Source organism: Streptomyces sp. NPDC051940, assembly GCF_040680895.1.
Lineage (GTDB): Bacteria > Actinomycetota > Actinomycetes > Streptomycetales > Streptomycetaceae > Streptomyces.
In genome coordinates this window covers 40577-60834 of sequence record NZ_JBFAXR010000034.1, presented here as the reverse complement: position 1 = coordinate 60834, position 20258 = coordinate 40577, and the positions used below count along the sequence as shown (strand labels likewise).

Here is a 20258-nt window from a genome sequence, read left to right as displayed (position 1 = left end):
CGGAGGATCAGTCATGCGACCTCTGACTGTTTCCTCGATAGGCGCCTGCGCCGCCGCCGCGTTCGCGTCGATGGTCCTGTACCCGACCGCCGACCACTCCCCCCGTACCTCTCTGCTCGCCGCGTCGGCGGTCGACGCCGCGCCCGGCAGCACGCAGTCGCTGCCGCTGCTGCCGCTGACCGGCTCCGACCGGTCGCCCGACGGGGGCGGCGCGCCCGGCCGGGACGCCGCGGTGGGGCTGCCGGCCCGGGACGTGCGTCCCTTCTCCCTCGTCGGTGTCGTCTGGCGGGATCCGTCCGCCGAGCTGCACGGCACGGTGCAGGTGCGGACCCGGGGGCGGGGCGAGGAGGAGTGGTCCGGCTGGCAGGACCTCACCGTCCACTCCGAGGACGCGCCCGACCCGGGTTCCGCGGAGAGCACGGGGGCCGCGCGGGGGGCGACCGCGCCGCTGTGGGTGGGGGACTCCGACGGGGTGCAGGTGCGGGTGACGCCTGGGCTGCCGGGAGTGGGGGCCGGGTCCGCGGCCGGGTCCGCGACCGGGTCCTCGGCCGGGTCCTCGGCCAGGGCCGTCCCGGCGGGGCTGCCGTCCGGGCTGCGGGTCGAGCTGGTCGATCCCGGTGCCGGGCCGGAGTCCGAGGACCGGGCGGTCGAGGCCGATCCCGCCGTCGAGCCGGCGGGTGTCGCGCCCGACGCGGCGACGCTGGAGGCCGCGTCCGTCAACGCGGGGCTGGTGACCGGGGACGGGACGGAGATCCGGGCGCTGTCCAAGAAGGCGTCCGAGGCCGAGGCGCCCCAGTTCAACCCCGGCCTCACGCTCGCCCAGCGGCCCTTCGTCGGGCCGCGGCCGTACATCGTCACCCGCCGGGGGTGGGGGGCCGACGAGCGGATACGGGAGTCGGGCTTCCGGTACACGAACACGGTCAAGGCCGCGTTCGTCCACCACACCGCCACCGGCAACGGCTACCGCTGCTCGGAGAGCGGGGCCGTGCTGCGGAGCATCTACCGCTACCACGTCAAGAGCCTCGGCTGGGCGGACTTCGGCTACAACTTCGCCGTCGACAAGTGCGGGAAGATCTACGAGGGGCGGGCCGGCGGGGTGACGCGGGCGGTCCTCGGCGCGCACACGTACGGCTTCAACAAGAACTCCATGGGCGTGGCCGTCCTCGGCACGTACGACAAGGTGTCCCCGTCGCCGGCCGCCGTGAAGGCCGTGGCGCGGCTCACGGCGTGGAAGCTCGGGCTTTACGGGGCGAACCCCCGGGCCACCGTGACGATGGTGTCCGGTGGCGGGAAGTACGCGGCGGGGGCGGCGATCCGGATGCGGGTGATCTCCGGGCATCGGGACGGGTTCTCGACGGACTGCCCCGGTGCGCGGCTGTACGGGGAGCTTGGGGTTGCGCGGGTGGGGTCGGCGCGGTTGCAGGGGCGCTAGCCGCGCGTCGTCGGGTTGCGGTTCGGGGGGTGCGGCTGCCTGGCCTCCGTCGCGAGGGGTGCGGGGCTGCGCCCCCTTGCCCCCGTCGCGGATGTGGGGCCTCGGCCCCTCGCGCGGTGGCTGGGGTGTGCGGACCTCCACCCCTGTGCCTGGTGGCCGGCGTATCGGCGCTGCGCGCCTCGTCCTCAAACGCCGGACGGGCTGTGGGTCGCCTTGCGCCGGCTGACGCGATTCGGCGCTTCGCGCCTCAGTCCTCAAACGCCGGACGGGCTGGGGGTGGCCCTTCGCCCTCATGCGACGGAGGGGTTGGGGGTGGCCCTCTCCCCATACGCCGGAGGGCTGGGGATGGCCCTCTCCCCCATACGCCCGAGGGGCTGGGGGTGGCCCTCTCCCCATACGCCGGGGCGCTGGGGCGCTGGGGCGCTGGGGCGCTGGGGCGACCCTCCCATACGCCCGAGGGGCTGAGGGCGACCCTCCCCCCATACGCCCGGGGGCGACCTTCCCATACGCCGGAGGAGCTGAGGGCGACCCTCCCCCCATACGCCGAACAGGCCGGGACGCCCGCCGGCCGTCCGTACGGGGTAGAGCGGTCCTTCGTCCTCTTGCGCCGGACCGGTGACCGTCCCGTGCCCGTACCAAGTGGGAGCGGTCCTGCGCCTTCACGCGCCACACTGGCCGGGATGCTCACCTCGCCCTGCGGACGGGCCGGGAGCGGCCCTTCGTCCTCGTCCGACAGTCAGGTTGGGACACCCCCCTCGCCCGGACGGGCCGGGCAGCCGCCCCCTCGCACCCGCCCGACGGACAGGCCAGGACACCGCCCACCCCAACCCAACCGGCCGGGCAACCCGCCCCTCGCACCCGCCCGACGGACAGGCCAGGACACCGCCCACCCCAACCCAACCGGCCGGGCAGCCGCCCCTCGCACCTGGCCGACGGACAGGTCAGGGCACCCGCCCACCCCGACCGGACGGGCTGGCAGGCGCCCCTCGACCGCGTGTGCCGGGTGGGATCGGATGCTCGTCGGCGTGGCCCGGCCGCGTCGGCCGGTTGGGTGGTTCGGGGTGGGGGTGAGTGGCTGAGGTGGGGGGTGGGTGGGCGGTAGCCTTTTTGCGTTATGGGCTCTCTTCTTCGGCGGTGGGTCCCCGTCGGGGACTACGATCTCGGCCGCTCCGTGCGGGTGTTGCGGCGTGGACCGCTCGATCCGACCTGCCGGGCCGGGGCCGGGGCCCTGTGGCGGGGGGTGCGGACGCCTGACGGGGTGGGGACCATCCGGGTCGGGCGGAGTGGGGACGGGGTCGAGGGCGAGGCGTGGGGGCCGGGGGCCGCGTGGCTGCTCGAGCGGATGCCCGCGATGCTGGGGGCCGAGGACGAGCCCGACGCCTTCCTGCCGCGGCACCGGCTCGTGTACGAGTCGATGCGGCGCCACCCAGGGATCCGGCTCGTCCGTACCGGGCGCGTGTTCGACGCCCTCGTGCCGGCGATCCTGGAGCAGAAGGTCACCACCGACGAGGCGTTCGCCTCGTACCGGCTGCTGGTGAGGAAGTACGGCGAGCCCGCACCCGGTCCGGTGTCCGGCCTGTACGTGCCGCCCGCCCCCCGGGACTGGGCGATGATCCCCTCCTGGGAGTGGCACCGCGCCAACGTGGACGGCAAGCGCTCGGCCACCGTGGTGCGCGCGGCCCGCGTCGCGCACCGGCTGGAGGAGGCCGCGGCGATGGACCTCGACGCGGCGGCGCACCGGCTGCAGCTGGTCCCGGGCATCGGCCCGTGGACGGCCGCCGAGGCGCTGCAGCGCAGCAACGGCTTCCCGGACGCGGTCACCGTCGGCGACCTCCATCTCCCCCGTATCGTCGGCTGGTCCCTGGCCCGGGAACGGGGCGCGGACGACGACCGGATGCTGGAGCTGCTGGAGCCGTACGCCGGCCAGCGCCACCGCGCGACGCGGTACATCTGCCTGGTGGGGAGCACCCCGCCGCGACGCGAACCGAAGCGACCGGTGGGCGACATAGCGGCGCTGTGACGCCGCGGGAGGTGCGGCCGTGACCGACGACGACGTGGCCGTGGGCTCGGCCCTCGGGCCCGGCCAGCTGCCGCAGCTCGCGGCCCTGTACGGCTCGACCTGGTGGGCCGCGGACCGAACCGCGGCGGACATCGCCGCGATGGCCGCGGCCTCGGACCTGGTCGTGACCCTGGCGCGCCGGTTCGACGGCCGGCTCGTCGGCTTCGCCCGCGTGCTCACGGACTTCACCTATGTCGCGCTGATCCTCGACGTCATCGTCGCGCCCGGCTCCCGCGGAGCGGGCTGGGGCGCGCGGCTGATGACCGCCGTCGTGGAGCGTCCGGAGCTGGCCGGGGTGCGGAGCCTGGAGCTGGTGTGCCAGCCGGAGCTGGTCGGCTTCTACGAGCGCTGGGGGTTCACCGCCCAGGTGGGCCGCTCCCGGCTGATGCGCCGTACCGACAACCCGCGCCTGACCGGCGGATGACGCTCCCGCGCGAGTGAACGGCAGCAGCCTCCGGCGCGGGCCGGAGGCTGCTGTCGCGTTACGGAGGGCCGTGCTACGGCAGGTTGCGCGCCATCACGATGCGCTGGACCTGGTTCGTGCCCTCGTAGATCTGAGTGATCTTGGCGTCCCGCATCATCCGCTCCACCGGGTAGTCCCGCGTGTAGCCGTAGCCGCCGAGGAGCTGGACCGCGTCCGTGGTGACCTCCATGGCGACGTCCGAGGCGAAGCACTTCGCGGCCGCGCCCAGGTACGTCAGGTCCGCGTCGCCCCGCTCGGAGGCGGCGGCCGCCTGGTACGTCAGGGCGCGGGCGGCGGAGACCTTCATCGCCATGTCCGCGAGCATGAACTGGACGCCCTGGAAGTCGGCGATCGGCTTGCCGAACTGCTTGCGCTCCTGGACGTAGCCCTTGGCGTAGTCCAGCGCGCCCTGGGCGACGCCGAGAGCCTGCGCGGCGATGGTGATCCGGGTGTGGTCCAGGGTCTTCATCGCGGTGGCGAAGCCCGTGCCCTCCGCGCCGATCATGCGGTCGGCGGGGATGCGGACGTTGTCGAGGTAGACCTCGCGGGTCGGGGAGCCCTTGATGCCGAGTTTCTTCTCCGGGGCGCCGAAGGAGACGCCCTCGTCGGACTTCTCGACCACGAACGCGGAGATGCCCTTCGAGCGCTTCTCCGGGTCGGTGACGGCCATCACCGTGTAGTACTCGGAGACACCGGCGTTGGTGATCCAGCGCTTCACCCCGTTGAGGACCCAGAAGTCGCCGTCGCGGACGGCGCGGGTCTTCATACCGGCGGCGTCCGAGCCGGCGTCGGGCTCGGACAGGCAGTACGAGAACATCCCGTCGCCCTTGGCCAGCGGGCCCAGGTACTTCTTCTTCAGCTCCTCGGAGCCGGAGAGGATGACGGGCAGCGAGCCGAGCTTGTTCACGGCCGGGATGAGGGAGGACGAGCAGCACACGCGCGCCACCTCCTCGATCACGATGACCGTGGCGAGGGCGTCCGCGCCGGCCCCGCCGTACTCCTCGGGGACGTGCACGGCGTGCAGGTCGTTCGCGGTCAGCGCGTCGAGCGCCTCCTGGGGGAAGCGGGCCTCCTCGTCCACCTCGGCGGCGAACGGGGCGATCTTCGCCTCGGCCAGGGAGCGCACGGCGTCGCGGAGCATGTCGTGCTCCTCGGCCGGGCGGTACAGGTCGAATTCGGGCGCTCCTGCCAAGGCTCTCCACTCCCAGCGTCACTGCTAACTACCGTTAAGTAATGTCAATGGTAGAGATGCCCGCCGCCGGGCACCACGTGACGTTCCTTACGGGAGCGCAGGTCCGGCCGCCGCCCACCCGGCGGCCGTCAGCGGGCGGTGTCACCGAGGCGGTCGACGGGGTACTTGGCGACGTAGACGTCCATCTTGTCGTCGCGCATCGCCTTCCACAGCGGCGTCATCGCCTTGCGGTCCAGCACCACCACCGACTGCTTCTGGATCATGTCGAAGCCGGCGACGGGCGCGTTCATGAAGACCATGTCGTTCGTCCGTACGCCGCGCATGTCCCACATCAGGTCGCGCAGGTCGGAGTCGCTGAGCCGGTCGTCGACGCTGACGGTGGCGGTGATGTTGTCGAGGAGCTTCTTCGCCTTCAGCGGGTTGGTGAGGTTGCCGGCGCTCAGCGTCTTGTTCAGGACCTGCTTGAGGAACTCCTGCTGGCGCTGGGTGCGGTCCAGGTCGCCGCGCGGCAGGCCGTACCGCTCGCGGACGTAGTCCAGGGCCTCGGCGCCGTCCATGTGGTGGGTCCCGGCGGTCCACTCGGCGCCGCCGTTGCGGCGGGAGGTGGTCTCGGGGATGGTGATGTCCACGCCGCCGACCGCGTCCGTCAGCTTCTTGAAGCCGCTCCAGTCGATGACGGCGAGGTGGTCGACCTTCACCTTGGTCAGCCGCTGCACGGTGTCGATCAGCAGCGGCGGGCCTCCCCAGGAGAAGGCCGCGTTCAGCTTGGCCTTGCCGCGGCCGGGGATGTCGACCCAGGAGTCGCGGGGCAGGGACACGACGTACGCGTTGTCGCGGTCCTCGGGGATGTGCACCAGCATCATCGTGTCGCTGCGCTGGGCGCCCGGCTTCCACTGGGCGGTCTCGGCGTCGCTGCCGGTGGTCGGCAGGTCGGAGCGGCGGTCGATGCCGACCAGCAGATACGTCTCGCCGCCCGCGCTCTCCGCGGGCTGCGCGCTCTTCGGCACGTTCGTCGGGAACACGCCGGGGATCCGGTCCACGCGGCCGGTGTAGTGGTCGTACATCCACCACAGGGAGCCCGCGACCAGGACGACACCGAGGCCGAGCAGGGCCAGGGCGGTGATCAGGACCAGCTTGAGGCGGCTGCGGCGGGCCGGGGGTTCGGCCGGCTCGGTCCCGGTGCCGGTCCCGCCCTCTTCCTCTTCCTCCGTCACCGGATCCGCCGCACCGCGGGCCGTCTCCTCGTCGTCCGGCCAGATGCCCGTCGTGGTCTCGTCGGCTCTGCCGTCGGTCCGCTGTTCGTTCCGCACGTCTCCCCCACCCCCTGGTACGCCCTGCTCCCCGCAGGCCCCGCGCTCCATTGTGCTGCGGGGTGCGGGGCGCACGGGCCTCGATGGTGAGACAAGGCAGCCGGGGGGATGGTTGTCCTTCGCGGTTATGCTCGGGTACCCCTGCAAGCGATCTCGGAAGGGACCCCGGTCGATGGCACCCAAGATCACGGTGATCGGCACCGGCTACCTCGGTGCGACCCACGCGGCGGCGATGGCCGAGCTCGGCTTCGAGGTGCTGGGGCTGGACGTGGTCAAGGAGAAGGTCGAACTCCTCTCGGCGGGCCGGGTCCCGATGTACGAGCCGGGGCTGGAGGACCTCCTCGCCAAGCACGTCGCCGGGGTCGAGGGCTCGACCGGGCGGCTGCGCTTCACCATGGACTGGGCGGAGGTCGCCGAGTTCGGCGACATCCACTTCGTGTGCGTGAACACTCCGCAGAAGCACGGCGAGTACGGCTGCGACATGTCGTACGTCGACTCCGCCATGGAATCCCTGGCCAAGCATCTGGGCAGGCCCGCGCTGGTCGTCGGCAAGTCGACCGTGCCGGTGGGCAGCGCGGAGCGGCTCGCGGCGCGGCTCGTCGAGCTGGCGCCGGCGGGCGGCGAGGTGGAGCTGGCGTGGAACCCGGAGTTCCTGCGCGAGGGCTTCGCCGTCCAGGACACGCTCCACCCGGACCGGATCGTGGTGGGCGTGCGCAGCGAGCGCGCCGAGGCGCTGCTGCGCGAGGTGTACGCCACGCCGGTGGCGGAGGGCGCGCCGTTCGTGGTGACGGACTTCCCGACCGCGGAGCTGGTGAAGACGGCGGCGAACTCCTTCCTCGCCACGAAGATCTCCTTCGTGAACGCCATGGCCGAGATCTGCGAGGCCGCGGGCGGCGACGTGGTGAAGCTGGCGGAGGCCATCGGTTACGACGACCGGATCGGGTCGAAGTTCCTGCGGGCCGGCGTCGGCTTCGGCGGCGGCTGCCTGCCGAAGGACATCCGGGCCTTCATGGCCCGGGCCGGCGAGCTGGGCGTGGACCAGGCGCTCACGTTCCTGCGCGAGGTCGACTCCATCAACATGCGCCAGCGGGCGCAGGCGGTGGAGCTGGCGCGGCAGGCGTGCGGCGGCGACTTCCTCGGCAAGCGGGTGGCGGTGCTCGGGGCGGCGTTCAAGCCGGACTCCGACGACGTACGGGACTCGCCCGCGCTCAATGTCGCGGGGCAGATCCATCTGCAGGGCGGTCAGGTCACGGTGTACGACCCGAAGGCCATGGACAACGCGCGGCGGGTCTTCCCGACGCTCTCGTACGCGCCGTCCGCGCTGGACGCGGTGCGGGGGGCGGACATCGTCCTGCACCTCACGGAGTGGCGTGAGTTCCGCGAGCTCGACCCGGCGGACCTCGGCTCGGTCGCGGCCCGACGGGTGGTCATCGACGGCCGCAACGCACTCGACGCCGCCGCCTGGCGCGCGGCGGGGTGGACGCTCCGGGCGATGGGACGGCCGCGGGCGTAGGGGCGGCGCCTTCCAAGGCAAAGGCAGGGGACGCACCTTCAACAGCCCGTCCGGCGTTCGAGGACCGCCCCCGGCCGACGGCCGCCAGGAGGCCCACCCGCTAGGGTCGGGCCCCATGACCGACCTGCTGAATCGCGCACGCGCGCTGCTCGCCGACCACCCGATCGTGGACGGACACAACGACCTGCCCTGGGCCCTGCGTGAGCAGGTCGCGTACGACATCGACCGGCGGGATATCGCCGGGGACCAGAAGGCGCACCTGCACACCGACATCCCGCGGCTGCGCGAGGGCGGCGTGGGCGCCCAGTTCTGGTCCGTGTACGTGCCGTCGAGCCTCAGCGGCGGCGAGGCGCTCACGGCCACGATGGAGCAGATCGACGCCGTGCGGATGCTCGCCGCGCGCTACAGCGGCGACCTGCGGCTCGCGGGCAGCGCGGCCGACATGGAGGCCGCCCGCAAGGAAGGCCGTATCGCGTCCCTGATGGGCGCGGAGGGCGGGCACTCCATCAACAACTCCCTGGGCGCCCTGCGCGGCCTGTACGAGCTCGGCGTGCGCTACATGACCCTCACGCACAACGACAACAACGACTGGGCCGACTCCGCCACCGACGAGCCCCGCCACGACGGGCTCAGCGGGTTCGGGGAGGAGGTCGTCCGCGAGATGAACCGCATCGGGATGCTCGTGGACCTCTCCCACGTCTCCCCCGCCACGATGCGCGACGCGCTGCGGGTCACCGAGGCGCCGGTCATCTTCTCGCACTCCTCCGCCCGCGCCGTCTGCGACCACCCGCGCAACATCCCCGACGACGTGCTGGAGCAGCTGCCCGCCAACGGCGGCGTCGCGATGGCCACCTTCGTGCCGAAGTTCATCCTGCCCGCCGCGATCGAGTGGACCCTGGCCGCGGACGCGAACATGCGCGCCCACGGTCTCCACGCGCTCGACCTCACCGAGGAGGGCAAGGCCGTCCAGCGCGCCTTCGAGGAGGCCAACCCGCGCCCGGTCGCCACCGTTTCCGTGGTGGCGGACCATCTGGACCATATGCGCGAAGTGGCAGGAATCGACCATATCGGTATCGGCGGCGACTACGACGGGACCGCCTTCACCCCCGCCGGACTGGAGGACGTGTCCGGCTATCCGCATCTCATCGCCGAACTTTTGCGCCGTAATTGGTCTGATTCGGACATTCGGCGACTCACATGGCGCAATGCCGTACGGGTACTTGGGGACGCCGAATCGGTCGGAACGGACATCTCCGGGCGTCGCGGACCTTCCGTTGCCGTGTTCCGATCAACAGTGGCGTAAGTCACCGATAAGGGCCCCGGGCGCCGTACAACCACTGTCCGATTAGTCGGAATTTCCGTCATCCGCCCTGCACAGGGGCGGTTTTGACGTTCCGTCGGAAGATCACCGCTATCGCATATCGAGAGAGATCCAGCGCGGACAGTGACTTTGGTCCGGTTTTCGACGGCCAAAGGATCATTCGACCTCCCACAGGAGCTTGTAAGCGGACGACCTGTGTGCCTACGGTGCACGCCGTGTTCCGCGAGTAAGTCGGAACGCCTCGCTGCCGGTACGCCGAATTCTGCCGCCGGCAGCGTGCAAGCGACTTATGTCACCAGGCAGAAGCGGGGGACCCAAGGTAGGTGCCCTCCCGTGCGCAGCACGCGGAGGGCTTGGGGTGAAGTCATGCCTCGTAACGGAAGATCCCATTCCGTTTCGACGGCAGGACCGGGCAATCTCCGCCCGAACCCGACAGCTCACCTCGCAGGCGTCGGAGAGGAGCACCGTCATGTCCGCACGCGCACGTCATCGCCGCCCGGGCCGGATAACCCGGACCCGCACCACTCTCATCCTCGCCGCCTCCGGCGCGGGTGTCGCCCTGCCGCTCGTCGCGGGCGGCGGCGCCGCCCAGGCCGCGTCCGTCGACACCTGGGACAAGGTCGCCCAGTGCGAGGCGACCGGCAACTGGGCCATCAACACCGGCAACGGGTTCTACGGCGGCCTGCAGTTCGTCCAGAGCACCTGGGAGGGCTACGGCGGCACGCAGTACGCGCCGCGCGCCGACCTCGCGACCAAGTCCGAGCAGATCCTCATAGCCGAGAAGGTCCTCGCCAGCCAGGGCCCCGGCGCCTGGCCCGTGTGCTCCGTCCAGGCGGGTCTGACCCAGGGCGGCCCGGCCCCCGAGTTCTCCTCCCAGACGGAGAGCGAGAAGCCGGCCACGGCCACCCAGGACTCGGTCAGGACCGAGACCAAGAAGTCCGAGACGGTCAAGAAGTCCGAGACGTCCAAGTCCACGACGCCCAAGGCCACCACCAAGCCCGGCACCTACCGGGTCGTCAAGGGCGACACCCTCTGGGACATCGCCCAGCGGCACGACGTCAAGGGCGGCTGGCAGACCATCTACGCCGGCAACAAGAAGGTCATCGGCGGCGACCCGGACCTGATCTTCCCGGGTCAGCGGTACGAGCTGGACAAGAAGTCCGAGGTGACCTTCGAGGCCCCCAAGGCCGCGAAGTCCTCCGCCACCCAGTCCTCGACGACCACCGCGAGCAAGTCCGGCGGCTCGACCACCGAGCAGTCCTCGGCCGGCACCCAGTCGCAGACCACCACCTCCGGTTACGTCGCCCCGGTCGGCAGCTCCGTCAGCACCCCGTACCGCGCCAGCGGCGGCATGTGGTCCTCCGGCTACCACACCGGTGTGGACTTCACCGCCTCCAGCGGCACCCCGGTGAAGGCCGTGGGCGCGGGCACCGTCGTCAAGGCCGGCTACGGCGCCGACGGCGGCGCGTACGGCAACGCGGTCGTCATCCGCCACGCCGACGGCCGCTACAGCCAGTACGCCCACCTGTCCTCGGTGGCCGTGCAGGAGGGCCAGAGCGTGACGGCCGGCCAGCAGATCGGCCTGTCCGGCGCCACCGGCAACGTGACCGGCCCGCACCTGCACTTCGAGATCCGTACGACCCCGGACTACGGCTCGGACATCGACCCGCTCGCGTACCTCCGGTCGCACGGCGTCAGCATCTGATCCAACGGGATCCGTCAGCACACCTGACAGCGCGAAGCCCCTCGGTTCCGGCGGACCGAGGGGCTTGGCCGTTCTCCGGCCCGGGCGCTCAGCAGGCGCAGAGGCAGAACGGGTGACCGGCCGGGTCCGCGAAGACCCGCCAGCTGCGCGTGCCGCCGCCGTCGTCCAGCAGCTTCGCGCCCCAGGCGATGACCTGCTCCTGGGCCGCGTCCATCTCGCCGGCCGGCACCTCCAGGTCGAGGTGGAACTGCTGCGAGCGGTCGGGGCGCGGCCACTGTGGCGGTACGTGGCCGGGGGCGAGCTGGAACGCCAGCCGGGCGCCGTCGTCCAGCGTGAGGTCGATCCAGTCGGCGTCGGCGGCGCCCTCCACCTTTCCGCCGAGGACGCGGGCGTAGAAGTCGGCGAGGGACCGCGGGTCGGGGCAGTCGAGGGCGACCGGCCCCAGGGTGGCGATGGCCATGCGTTACTCCTTAAGCCTTTCTACCGGTAACTGGGTGCGTTACCGCATCATGCCCCTCCACCGGTAACCTCGCAAGGGTGGACACACCGCCGGACCTGGAGCTCCTGCTCGACTTCGTCAACACGCTGGACGTGGAGTCGTGCGCGGACGCGCTGCCGGAGTTCCTCACCGACGCACGGGTGTCCCGGTACGGGCTGACCGAACCCGGTCCTGCGGTCGAACTGCGCGAGTCGCTGCGGGCGGTGTGCCTGGCGCACTCGGGGGTGGAGGTGCCGGCGGCCGAACTCGCCGCGCTGGACGGGGTGCTGGAGGCGGCGCCTCTCGTCGTACGGATCGACGCGGCGGGCGCGGCGGTGCTGGAGCCCGCGCCCGGGCTCACCGGGCTCGCCGCGTTCACGGCGCGGCTGGCCGCGATCGTCGCCGCCGCGGCGGCGGAGGGGACCTGGCAGCGCGTCAAGGCGTGCGAGGCCCGCACCTGCCGGTGGGCGTACTACGACCGCAGCCCGGCGGGGCGGCGGCGCTGGTGCGACATGTCCGTCTGCGGCAGCCGCGCCAAGATGCGGGCTTATCGCGAGGCGCGCAAGTCGGGTTGAGTCGCGCTGGCGCCTTCGGCGCGCTTCGGGCTTCGCCCGAAGTCCTCAAACGCCGGACGGGCTGGGATGCCCCCCGCGCGGTCCCGACAAGGCGTCAGCCCGCGAGCTTCGCCTTGAGGCGGCGGCCCTTCTCCGTGACCTGGGCGTTGAGGTCCGCCAGGAAGGTCTCCATCCGGGTACGGACCTCCTCGTCGGACGCGCCGATGATCCGCGCCGCGAGCAGCCCCGCGTTGCGGGCGCCCGCGATCGACACCGTCGCCACCGGGATGCCGGCCGGCATCTGGACGATCGACATCAGCGAGTCCATGCCGTCGAGGTACTTCAGCGGCACCGGCACACCGACGACCGGGAGCGGCGTCAGCGACGCCAGCATGCCGGGCAGGGCCGCGGCGCCGCCCGCGCCGGCGATGATCACCTGCAGACCGCGCCCGGCGGCCTCCTCGCCGTACGCGACCATCTCCTTCACCATGCGGTGCGCGGACAGGACGTTCACCTCGTACGGGATCTCGAACTCGTCCAGCACGGAGGCCGCGGCCTCCATCACCGACCAGTCGGAGTCCGAGCCCATCGCGATGCCGACCAGGGGCTGCGTGTCTGTCATTCGGTGATCGTCCCTCGGAGGTAGTCGGCCGCGTGCCGGGCGCGTTCACGGACGTCCGCGAGTTCGTCGCCGTAGGTGTTGACGTGGCCGACCTTGCGGCCGGGCTTCACGTCCTTGCCGTACATGTGGATCTTCAGCCCCGGGTCCCGGGCCATGCAGTGCAGATAGCCCTGGTACATGTCGGGGTAGTCGCCGCCGAGGACGTTCGCCATGACCGTCCACTTCGCGCGCGGGCGCGGGTCGCCCAGCGGGAGGTCGAGGACCGCGCGGACGTGGTTGGTGAACTGCGAGGTGACCGCGCCGTCCTGGGTCCAGTGGCCGGAGTTGTGCGGGCGCATGGCCAGCTCGTTGACGAGGATCCGGCCGTCGGTGGCCTCGAACAGCTCGACCGCCAGGTGGCCGACCACGCCCAGCTCCTTGGCCACGGTCAGCGCCAGCTCCTGCGCCTGCCCGGCCAGCTCCGGCGCGAGGTCCGGGGCCGGTGCGATCACCGTGTCGCAGACGCCGTCGACCTGGACGGACTCCACCACGGGGTACGCCACGGCCTGGCCGCTGGGCGAGCGCACCACGTTGGCGGCCAGCTCGCGGCGGAAGTCGACCTTCTCCTCGGCGAGCACCGGCACGCCGGCCCGGAACGGCTCGGCGGCGTCCTGCTCGCCGCGGACGAACCAGACGCCCTTGCCGTCGTAGCCGCCGCGGACGGTCTTCAGGATGACGGGGTAGCCGTCCCCCTCCTCCGCGAACCGCGTCACGTCCGCGGGGTCGGTCACCAGACGGTGGCGGGGGCAGGGGATGCCGAGGGAGGTCAGCTTCTCCCGCATCACGCCCTTGTCCTGCGCGTGCACGAGCGCGTCCGGCCCCGGACGCACCGCCACGCCGTCCGCCTCGAGCGCCCGCAGGTGCTCCACGGGGACGTGCTCGTGGTCGAAGGTGATCACGTCACAGCCGCGCGCGAAGTCACGCAGCGTGTCCAGATCGCGGTAGTCGCCTACCACCACCTCGCCCGCGACCAGCGCCGCGGAGTCCTTCGGAGTATCGCTGAGCAGCTTGAACCTGATGCCGAGGGGGATGCCCGCCTCGTGGGTCATACGGGCGAGCTGGCCGCCGCCGACCATGCCGACTACCGGGAATGTCACGGACTCCAGGGTAATGCCCGCCACGGGGTGACCCTTCGCACGGCCCCGCTCTACCGGGGGCCCGCCGGTTAGCATGTGGTTTGTCACCACTGGACACGACCGTCACCAACAGGGGAACTCATGAGGGCACAGCCCGCGATATCTGCACGGCTGACCGCCCTCGCCCGGGAGCTGGTGAAATTCGCCATGGTCGGCGGGGCCGGGATAGTCGTGAACTTCCTGGTCTTCAATCTGGTGCATCTGCATATGGACGTACCGGTAGGCCGGGCCAACGTGGTCAGCACGAGTGTGGCCATCGGATTCAACTACCTCGGTTTCCGGCATTTCGCCTACCGCGGCCGCGACAGCCGCGGGCGGCGCCGCGAGATGACGCTGTTCATGCTGTTCAGCCTGGTCGGACTCGTCATCGAGACGGGGACGGTGTACGCCACGACGTACTGGTTCCACTGGGACAGCCCGGTCGAGGTGAACGTCTTCAAGTTCCTCGGGATCGCCGTCGCGTCGCTGTTCCGTTTCTGGTCCTACCGGACGTGGGTGTTCCTGGCGCTCCCGGAGTCCGAGCCTGCGGGCGTGGCACAGGAGCGCGCGGCGGTCCGGTAGGGGATTCGGGTCAGGTAGGCGACTCGACTCCAGTAGGCGACTCGAGTCCGGCAGGGGACTACTGCTCCGATTCGCGACTCAGGAACAGCGCGAAAACCGGCGGTTTCTGCTGCACCAGTTCCAGCCGCCCCCCGTCCGCCTCGGCGAGGTCGCGGGCGACCGCCAGGCCCAGGCCCGTGGAGTTGTGTCCGCTCACCGTGCGCTCGAAGACGCGGGAGCCCAGGTCCGGGGCGACGCCGGGGCCCTCGTCGGTGACCTCCACCACCACCTGGTTGCCGGTCACCCGGGTGCGGACGGCCACCCGGCCCGCGCCGTGCATCAGGGCGTTCTCGATCAGCGTGGCCAGCACCTGCGCCACCGCGCCGGGGGTGGCCACGGCCCGCAGGCCGCGCTTGCCGGAGCGGACGATGGCCCGGCCCGCCTGGCGGTACGCGGGGCGCCACTCCTCCAGCTGCTGCTTGACGATCTCGTCGACGTCCACCCCGACCGCGAGCCCGGTGCGCGGGTCGCGGGAGTTCGTCAGGAGCCGCTGCACCACGTCCGTGAGCCGTTCGACCTGGCTGAGGGCGATCTGCGCCTCCTCCTTGACCACCGCCGGATCGCCGGTGCCCGCCGTGTCGGCGATCTCCTCCAGCCGCATGGACAGCGCCGTCAGCGGCGTACGCAGCTGGTGGGAGGCGTCCGCGGCGAGGCGGCGCTCCGCGGTGAGCATCTTGGTGATCCGCTCGGCGCTGATGTCGAGGACGTCGGCGACCCGGTCGAGCTCCGTGACGCCGTAGCGGCGATGGCGGCCGCGGTGGTCGCCGGAGCCGAGGCGCTCGGCGGTCTCCGCCAGGTCGGTGAGCGGGGCGGTGAGCCGGTTGGCCTGGCGGATGGCCAGCAGTACGGCGGCCCCGATGGCCAGCAGCGCCACGGCGAGGATGACCAGCAGGTTGCGGCCGATCTCCTGGTTCACATGGTCGCGGGACTCGTAGACGGTGACGCTGACGCCGTTCTGCCCGCTCTGGGTGGCGCTCATCAGGCCGCCGTCGGGCTGCTCGCCCACGGCGATGGGCTGGGCGTCCTCCCCGGTCCGTACGACCGCGGAGCGGCCCTCCCCGACCTGCTGGGCGAGGGAGGTGGCGTCGATCGGCTCACCCGCGGCGATCTTGCTCTCCACGGCGGAGAACACCCGGACGGCCTCGGCCTGCACCCGGTCGTGGGCGGCGTTCTCGATGGTGCGGGTCTCCACGATCACCAGGGCGACCCCGAAGACGGCGATGACGACGAGGACGACGGCGAGGGTGGAGTTGATCAGCCTGCGGCGCACGGAGAGGTACTAACTCTTCTCGAAGCGGAAGCCCACCCCGCGCACGGTGGCGATGTAGCGGGGGTTCGCCGCGTCGTCGCCGAGCTTCTTGCGCAGCCAGGAGATGTGCATGTCGAGCGTCTTGGTGGACGACCACCAGGTGGTGTCCCAGACCTCCCGCATCAGCTGGTCCCGGGTGACGACCCGGCCGGCGTCGCGCACCAGCACCCGCAGCAGGTCGAACTCCTTCGCCGTGAGCTGCAGCTCCTCGTCGCCGATCCACGCCCGGTGCGATTCGGTGTCGATGCGTACGCCGTGGGTGGCCGTCCCCTCGCCGGGGCGGGGCTCGCCCACGCCGCGGCGCAGCAGGGCCCGTACCCGGGCGAGCAGCTCGGCCAGCCGGAAGGGCTTGGTGACGTAGTCGTCGGCGCCCGCGTCCAGGCCCACCACGGTGTCCACCTCGTCGGCACGGGCGGTGAGCACGAGCACGGGGAAGCCGTGCCCCTCGGTGCGCAGCCGGCGGCAGACCTCCAGGCCGTCCATTCCGGGCAGCCCCAGGTCCAGGACGAGCAGGTCGATACCGCCCTGCAGGCCGGTGTCGAGCGCGGAGGGGCCGTCCTGCCGTACCTCCACGTCGTAACCCTCGCGGCGCAGGGCGCGGGCGAGAGGTTCCGAGATGGCCGCGTCGTCCTCGGCGAGCAGTACACGGGTCATGCGCCGATGGTAGTCCGCTCCCGTACGCGGGTGGGCGCGGAGGGACGAGGACCCGGTTCCGGTCACCCTGTGTGAGGTGTCTAACAAAACGGCCCAAAGGGCCAACTCCTCGCATACGGTGGCCGAACGTCACGTTGACTGAAGGACTTATGCCCCGCCTCGTACGGGGTCGGAAGTCTCTGTCACGTAATCCGCTGTACATCGCAGACTGGACGGGCCGATCTCGTGTCGGCTCACGGGCCTCTGGAGCCCTGTGTCCAGCTGGCGGCGGTGTCGCCCCCACGCGCCCGCCCCCGAATGAGCAAGGAACCCCCCATGGCGTCGAGCCTGACGACGAAGGCAGCTGCCGCACAGTCCCCCACGGGCGGCAAGACCTTCTTCGGCCACCCTCGCGGTCTGGCCACCCTCTTCATGACCGAGATGTGGGAGCGCTTCTCCTACTACGGCATGCGGGCCCTGCTGGTGCTCTACCTGGTCTCCGGCGGCGCGGACGCCGCCACGGGCTCCCAGGGCGGCGGCCTGGCCATGACGGCCGCCACGGCCACCGCGATCTACTCCGTGTACGTCTCGATGGTCTACCTGATGGCCATGCCCGGCGGCTGGTTCGGCGACCGCGTCTGGGGTGCCCGCAAGACGGTCGCCGTCGCGGCCTTCGTGATCATGGCCGGCCACCTGTCGCTGGCCGTGCCCGGCCAGGCGATGTTCTTCGTCGGCCTCGTCCTCGTGGCGGTCGGCTCCGGTCTGCTCAAGGCCAACATCTCCACGATGGTCGGCCACCTGTACGACGGGCCGGACGACCCGCGCCGGGACGGCGGCTTCACGCTGTTCTACATCGGCATCAACATCGGCGCCTTCGCCGCGCCGCTGGTCATCGGCACCGTCGGTGAGAAGCACAACTGGCACTGGGGCTTCGCCCTGGCCGCGATCGGCATGGGCCTCGGCCTGGTGCAGTTCCTGCTCGGTACGCGCCACCTGAGCCCGAAGTCGAACGTGGTCCCGAACCCGCTGACCGCCGCCGAGCGCAAGAACGTCATCACCAAGGCGCTGCTCGCCGTCGTCGTCGCCGCGGTCTTCTACGGCATCGTCGTGGCCTCCGGCCTCTACACGCTGAACTGGGCCCTGGTCCCGATCACCCTGGCCGGTCTGATCATCCCGGTCGCCGTGCTGACGCGCATCAAGCGCGACAAGGACCTGAACAAGGCCGAGCAGTCCAAGATGTCCGCGTACATCTGGTTCTTCATCGCGGCCGCCGCGTTCTGGATGATCTACGACCAGGGTGGCTCCACGCTGTCGCTGTTCGGTGACTCCAAGACCTCGGACTCGCTGCTGGGCTTCTCCTTCCCGGCCACCTGGTTCCAGTCGCTGAACCCGCTGTTCGTGATGGCTCTCGCGCCGGTCTTCGCCTGGATGTGGCTGGCCCTGGCCCGCCGCAACCGCGAGCCCAACACGATCGTGAAGTTCTCGATGGCGCTGGTGCTCGTCGGTGCGTCGTTCTTCGTCTTCATCGTGCCGATGGCGATGGCGTCCGACGGCTCCACGGTCACGCCGATGTGGCTGGTCTCCATCTACATGATCCAGACCATCGCCGAGCTGTGCCTGTCCCCGGTGGGTCTCTCCGTCACCACGAAGATGGCGCCGGAGAAGTACGCCTCGCAGATGCTGGGCGTCTGGTTCCTCGCCGTCACCGCCGGTGACTGCACCACGGGTCTGCTCTCGCTGGCCGGTGTCGACCTCAACGGGCAGGGCATCATCGCCCTCCAGGCCGCGGCCGCGGCGCTCGCGGGTGTCGGGGTGTACATGGGGCGTAAGCGGGTGCAGGCGCTGATGGGCTCCGTGCACTGACGCTTGCCGCTCGTTTCGCCGGCCCGGCCGGTCGCCTCGACTCCGTCGGGGTGGCCGGCCGGGCCCGCGTCGTAGCCCGCCTCACGCCGGCTGACGCGGTCGGCGCTGCGCGCCTCGTCCTCAGACGCCGGACGGGCTCGATCCGTGCCGGTCACGCTGCCGCCGATCGGCTGCGGCCCCGCCGGCGCCTGCGGCGCGCTTCGGCGCTGCGCGCCTCAGTCCTCAAACGCCGGACGGGCTGAGATCGGTGCCGGTCACGCTGCAACAGCCCCGTCCCACCGGCGCCTGCGGCGCACTTCGGCGCTCCGCGCCTCAGTCCTCAAACGCCGGACGGGCTGAGATCGGTGCCGGTCACGCTGCAACAGCCCCGTCCCGCCCGCGCCTGCGGCGCACTTCGGCGCTCCGCGCCTCAGTCCTCAAACGCCGGACGGGCTGGGAGGTCGCCGGTCACGCTGGAGGGTCCGCTGCGGGTCGAGCCTTCGCCCGGATGCCGTCAGCCGTCGACACCCCAGCCCGCCCCGGCGCACTCCGGCGTGAGCCACCTTCCAGCCCGTCCGGCGCTTGAGGACTCCGGCCGAAGGCCGGATGCGCGACAGCCGGCGCAAACGCAACATGAAGCCCGTCCGGCGTTTGAGGACGAGGCGCGCAGCGCCGACCGCGACAGCCAGCGTTAGGCGAGAGTCAGCCCGTCCGGCGCTTGAGGACTCCGGCCGAAGGCCGGATGCGCGACAGCCGGCGCAAACGCAACATGAAGCCCGTCCGGCGTTTGAGGGCGAGGCGCGCAGCGGCGGGTGCTATGCCGCTGAGGAGGTGCGGGTGTGGGGGCCCTCCGCCGAGGAGAGCCGGCGGCGGCGGCGGTGTTTGAGTAGCGCCCACGGGCCGCGGCCCGGCGGGGACGGGACCGGGGAGACCTCCGTGCCCGGCTCCGAGGCCGCCACCGCGGCGGCCTCCGCGACCGGGAGGACGCCCTCGTCCCGCGTGCGGTCCGGGCGCTCGTCGGAGGCCGGCCAGTGGCCCAGCGAGGCGCACACCGTGGGCAGCAGGGCCATCGCGGCCGTGGCGTACCCCTCCGCCGAGGGGTGGTAGTTGTCGGGGCCGAACATCGCCCGGGGGTTCGCCGCGAACTCCGGGCCGAGGAGGTCGCCCAGCGACACCGTCCGCCCGCCGTTCTCCAGCACGCCGATCGTCTGCGCCGCCGCGAGCTGGCGGCTGAGCCGACGGGCCAGCCACCGCAGCGGCTGGTACACGTGCTCGACCGTGCCCATGTCCGGGCAGGTGCCGACGACGACCTCCGAGCCCGCCGCCCGCAGCGCGGCCACCGCCGCGTTCAGATAGCGCACGGACTGCGCCGGCGGCATCCGGTGGGTCACGTCGTTGGCCCCGATGAGGATCACCGCGGCGTCGGGTTCGTAACCCTGCTCCGACAGCAGCTGGCTGACCTGGCGGTCCAGATCGTCGGACTGCGCGCCCGGCAGGGCCACGTTGCGCAGCTCCACCGTCCGCTCCGCGACCGCCGCGAGCCCCGAGGCCAGCAGGGCCCCCGGCGTGTGCTGGGCCCGGTGCACGCCCTGTCCCGCCGCCGTGGAGTCGCCGAGGAACGCGAGACGCAGCGGCGGCTGCCGGGTGCCGCGGCTGAAGGCCAGCCCGTACCGGCCGTCGGCGATCGGCGGCTCCTCGTCCAGCCCGCCCACGTTGCGCCGCGCGAGCTGCACCTCGGCCACGATAAGGCCGACGGCGGCACCGCCGAGCAGGCCGATGCCGCCGCCTCCGTACGCCGCGGCCGCCGCGATCCGGCGGGCGACTCTCGCCGTCGACATCGTCATAGGCCGGGCCTTTCCACGAGCGTGCTTGTTACAGCTTGTTTCCCACGCGGCGCGCCGCGGCAATCCCGCCGGGCGTGGGGTCGTCGGCGAATAGTTCGTTACGCGGGGGCCACGTGGCGGTACCCACGGTGGCGGCGGGCATACGCTGGGGCCGGGTGCGCGCGACCCGCGGCCCCAACCCATCCCGTACGTGTACAGGAGCATTC

Annotated in this window: 17 protein-coding genes and 1 riboswitch; of the genes, 9 read left to right on the top strand and 8 right to left on the bottom strand. The window is 71.9% G+C overall.

Annotation, left to right across the window (positions count from 1 at the left end; all coding sequences use genetic code 11):
- Nucleotides 1–13 precede the first annotated feature (13 nt).
- The 3 genes from AB0M28_RS16115 to AB0M28_RS16105 all read left to right on the top strand — a co-directional run bounded on the left by AB0M28_RS16115 (nt 14) and on the right by AB0M28_RS16105 (nt 3915).
- Nucleotides 14–1432 carry a peptidoglycan recognition protein gene (locus AB0M28_RS16115; protein WP_365404135.1) on the top strand — a complete coding sequence of 473 codons (1419 nt, stop codon included), beginning with the start codon at nt 14–16 and terminating at the stop codon, nt 1430–1432.
- Between the two features lie 1114 nt (nt 1433–2546).
- On the top strand, nt 2547–3452 hold the full coding sequence (locus tag AB0M28_RS16110; RefSeq protein WP_365404133.1) for a DNA-3-methyladenine glycosylase 2 family protein: 906 nt from the start codon (nt 2547–2549) through the stop codon (nt 3450–3452).
- Nucleotides 3453–3471: 19 nt separating this feature from the next.
- The gene (locus AB0M28_RS16105) at nt 3472–3915 is read left to right on the top strand and encodes a GNAT family N-acetyltransferase (RefSeq protein WP_365404130.1); all 444 of its coding nucleotides are present in this window, start codon (nt 3472–3474) and stop codon (nt 3913–3915) included.
- A gap of 73 nt (nt 3916–3988) precedes the next feature.
- On the opposite strand, the gene AB0M28_RS16100 is transcribed toward AB0M28_RS16105, so the two are convergent.
- Both AB0M28_RS16100 and AB0M28_RS16095 read right to left on the bottom strand, forming a co-directional pair.
- Nucleotides 3989–5146 (bottom strand): acyl-CoA dehydrogenase family protein, encoded by a 1158-nt coding sequence (locus tag AB0M28_RS16100; RefSeq protein ID WP_365404127.1) that lies wholly within the window; start codon nt 5144–5146, stop codon nt 3989–3991.
- A 128-nt stretch (nt 5147–5274) separates the two neighbouring features.
- Nucleotides 5275–6456 carry an LCP family protein gene (locus tag AB0M28_RS16095; RefSeq protein WP_365404124.1) on the bottom strand — a complete coding sequence of 394 codons (1182 nt, stop codon included), beginning with the start codon at nt 6454–6456 and terminating at the stop codon, nt 5275–5277.
- Nucleotides 6457–6628: 172 nt separating this feature from the next.
- On the opposite strand from AB0M28_RS16095, the gene AB0M28_RS16090 reads away from it, so the two are divergent.
- From AB0M28_RS16090 to AB0M28_RS16080, 3 genes are all read left to right on the top strand, one after another.
- The gene (locus AB0M28_RS16090; RefSeq protein WP_365404121.1) at nt 6629–7969 is read left to right on the top strand and encodes a UDP-glucose/GDP-mannose dehydrogenase family protein; all 1341 of its coding nucleotides are present in this window, start codon (nt 6629–6631) and stop codon (nt 7967–7969) included.
- A 115-nt stretch (nt 7970–8084) separates the two neighbouring features.
- On the top strand, nt 8085–9272 hold the full coding sequence (locus AB0M28_RS16085) for a dipeptidase (protein WP_365404118.1): 1188 nt from the start codon (nt 8085–8087) through the stop codon (nt 9270–9272).
- 261 nt (nt 9273–9533) lie between these two features.
- A riboswitch (cyclic di-AMP (ydaO/yuaA leader) is annotated at nt 9534–9754 on the top strand.
- 5 nt (nt 9755–9759) lie between these two features.
- The gene (locus AB0M28_RS16080; protein ID WP_365404115.1) at nt 9760–10995 is read left to right on the top strand and encodes a transglycosylase family protein; all 1236 of its coding nucleotides are present in this window, start codon (nt 9760–9762) and stop codon (nt 10993–10995) included.
- Between the two features lie 88 nt (nt 10996–11083).
- On the opposite strand, the gene AB0M28_RS16075 is transcribed toward AB0M28_RS16080, so the two are convergent.
- Nucleotides 11084–11455 carry a VOC family protein gene (locus AB0M28_RS16075; RefSeq protein ID WP_365404112.1) on the bottom strand — a complete coding sequence of 124 codons (372 nt, stop codon included), beginning with the start codon at nt 11453–11455 and terminating at the stop codon, nt 11084–11086.
- A gap of 77 nt (nt 11456–11532) precedes the next feature.
- On the opposite strand from AB0M28_RS16075, the gene AB0M28_RS16070 reads away from it, so the two are divergent.
- Nucleotides 11533–12048 (top strand): CGNR zinc finger domain-containing protein, encoded by a 516-nt coding sequence (locus AB0M28_RS16070; protein WP_365404109.1) that lies wholly within the window; start codon nt 11533–11535, stop codon nt 12046–12048.
- 94 nt (nt 12049–12142) lie between these two features.
- On the opposite strand, the gene purE is transcribed toward AB0M28_RS16070, so the two are convergent.
- Both purE and AB0M28_RS16060 read right to left on the bottom strand, forming a co-directional pair.
- Nucleotides 12143–12649, bottom strand: coding sequence for a 5-(carboxyamino)imidazole ribonucleotide mutase (purE, locus tag AB0M28_RS16065; RefSeq protein WP_365404106.1), 507 nt, complete (start codon nt 12647–12649; stop codon nt 12143–12145).
- Entirely contained in the window at nt 12646–13785 is a 1140-nt protein-coding gene (locus AB0M28_RS16060; RefSeq protein ID WP_365404103.1) for a 5-(carboxyamino)imidazole ribonucleotide synthase, read from the bottom strand. The genes purE and AB0M28_RS16060 overlap by 4 nt, the downstream gene beginning before the upstream one ends.
- A 120-nt stretch (nt 13786–13905) precedes the next feature.
- Here AB0M28_RS16060 and AB0M28_RS16055 point away from each other — a divergent pair, with 120 nt between their 5' ends.
- Entirely contained in the window at nt 13906–14385 is a 480-nt protein-coding gene (locus tag AB0M28_RS16055; protein ID WP_365404100.1) for a GtrA family protein, read from the top strand.
- Between the two features lie 58 nt (nt 14386–14443).
- Here the strand turns inward: AB0M28_RS16055 and AB0M28_RS16050 are convergent, their stop codons facing one another.
- The gene (locus AB0M28_RS16050) at nt 14444–15694 is read right to left on the bottom strand and encodes an ATP-binding protein (RefSeq protein WP_365404097.1); all 1251 of its coding nucleotides are present in this window, start codon (nt 15692–15694) and stop codon (nt 14444–14446) included.
- Nucleotides 15695–15703: 9 nt separating this feature from the next.
- On the bottom strand, nt 15704–16387 hold the full coding sequence (locus AB0M28_RS16045) for a response regulator transcription factor (protein ID WP_365404094.1): 684 nt from the start codon (nt 16385–16387) through the stop codon (nt 15704–15706).
- Between the two features lie 315 nt (nt 16388–16702).
- On the opposite strand from AB0M28_RS16045, the gene AB0M28_RS16040 reads away from it, so the two are divergent.
- Nucleotides 16703–18229, top strand: a complete 1527-nt coding sequence (locus AB0M28_RS16040; protein ID WP_365404091.1) for an oligopeptide:H+ symporter — start codon at nt 16703–16705, stop codon at nt 18227–18229.
- Nucleotides 18230–19023: 794 nt separating this feature from the next.
- Here AB0M28_RS16040 and AB0M28_RS16035 read toward each other — a convergent pair.
- On the bottom strand, nt 19024–20052 hold the full coding sequence (locus AB0M28_RS16035) for an SGNH/GDSL hydrolase family protein (RefSeq protein WP_365404088.1): 1029 nt from the start codon (nt 20050–20052) through the stop codon (nt 19024–19026).
- Between the last annotated feature and the right edge of the window lie 206 nt (nt 20053–20258).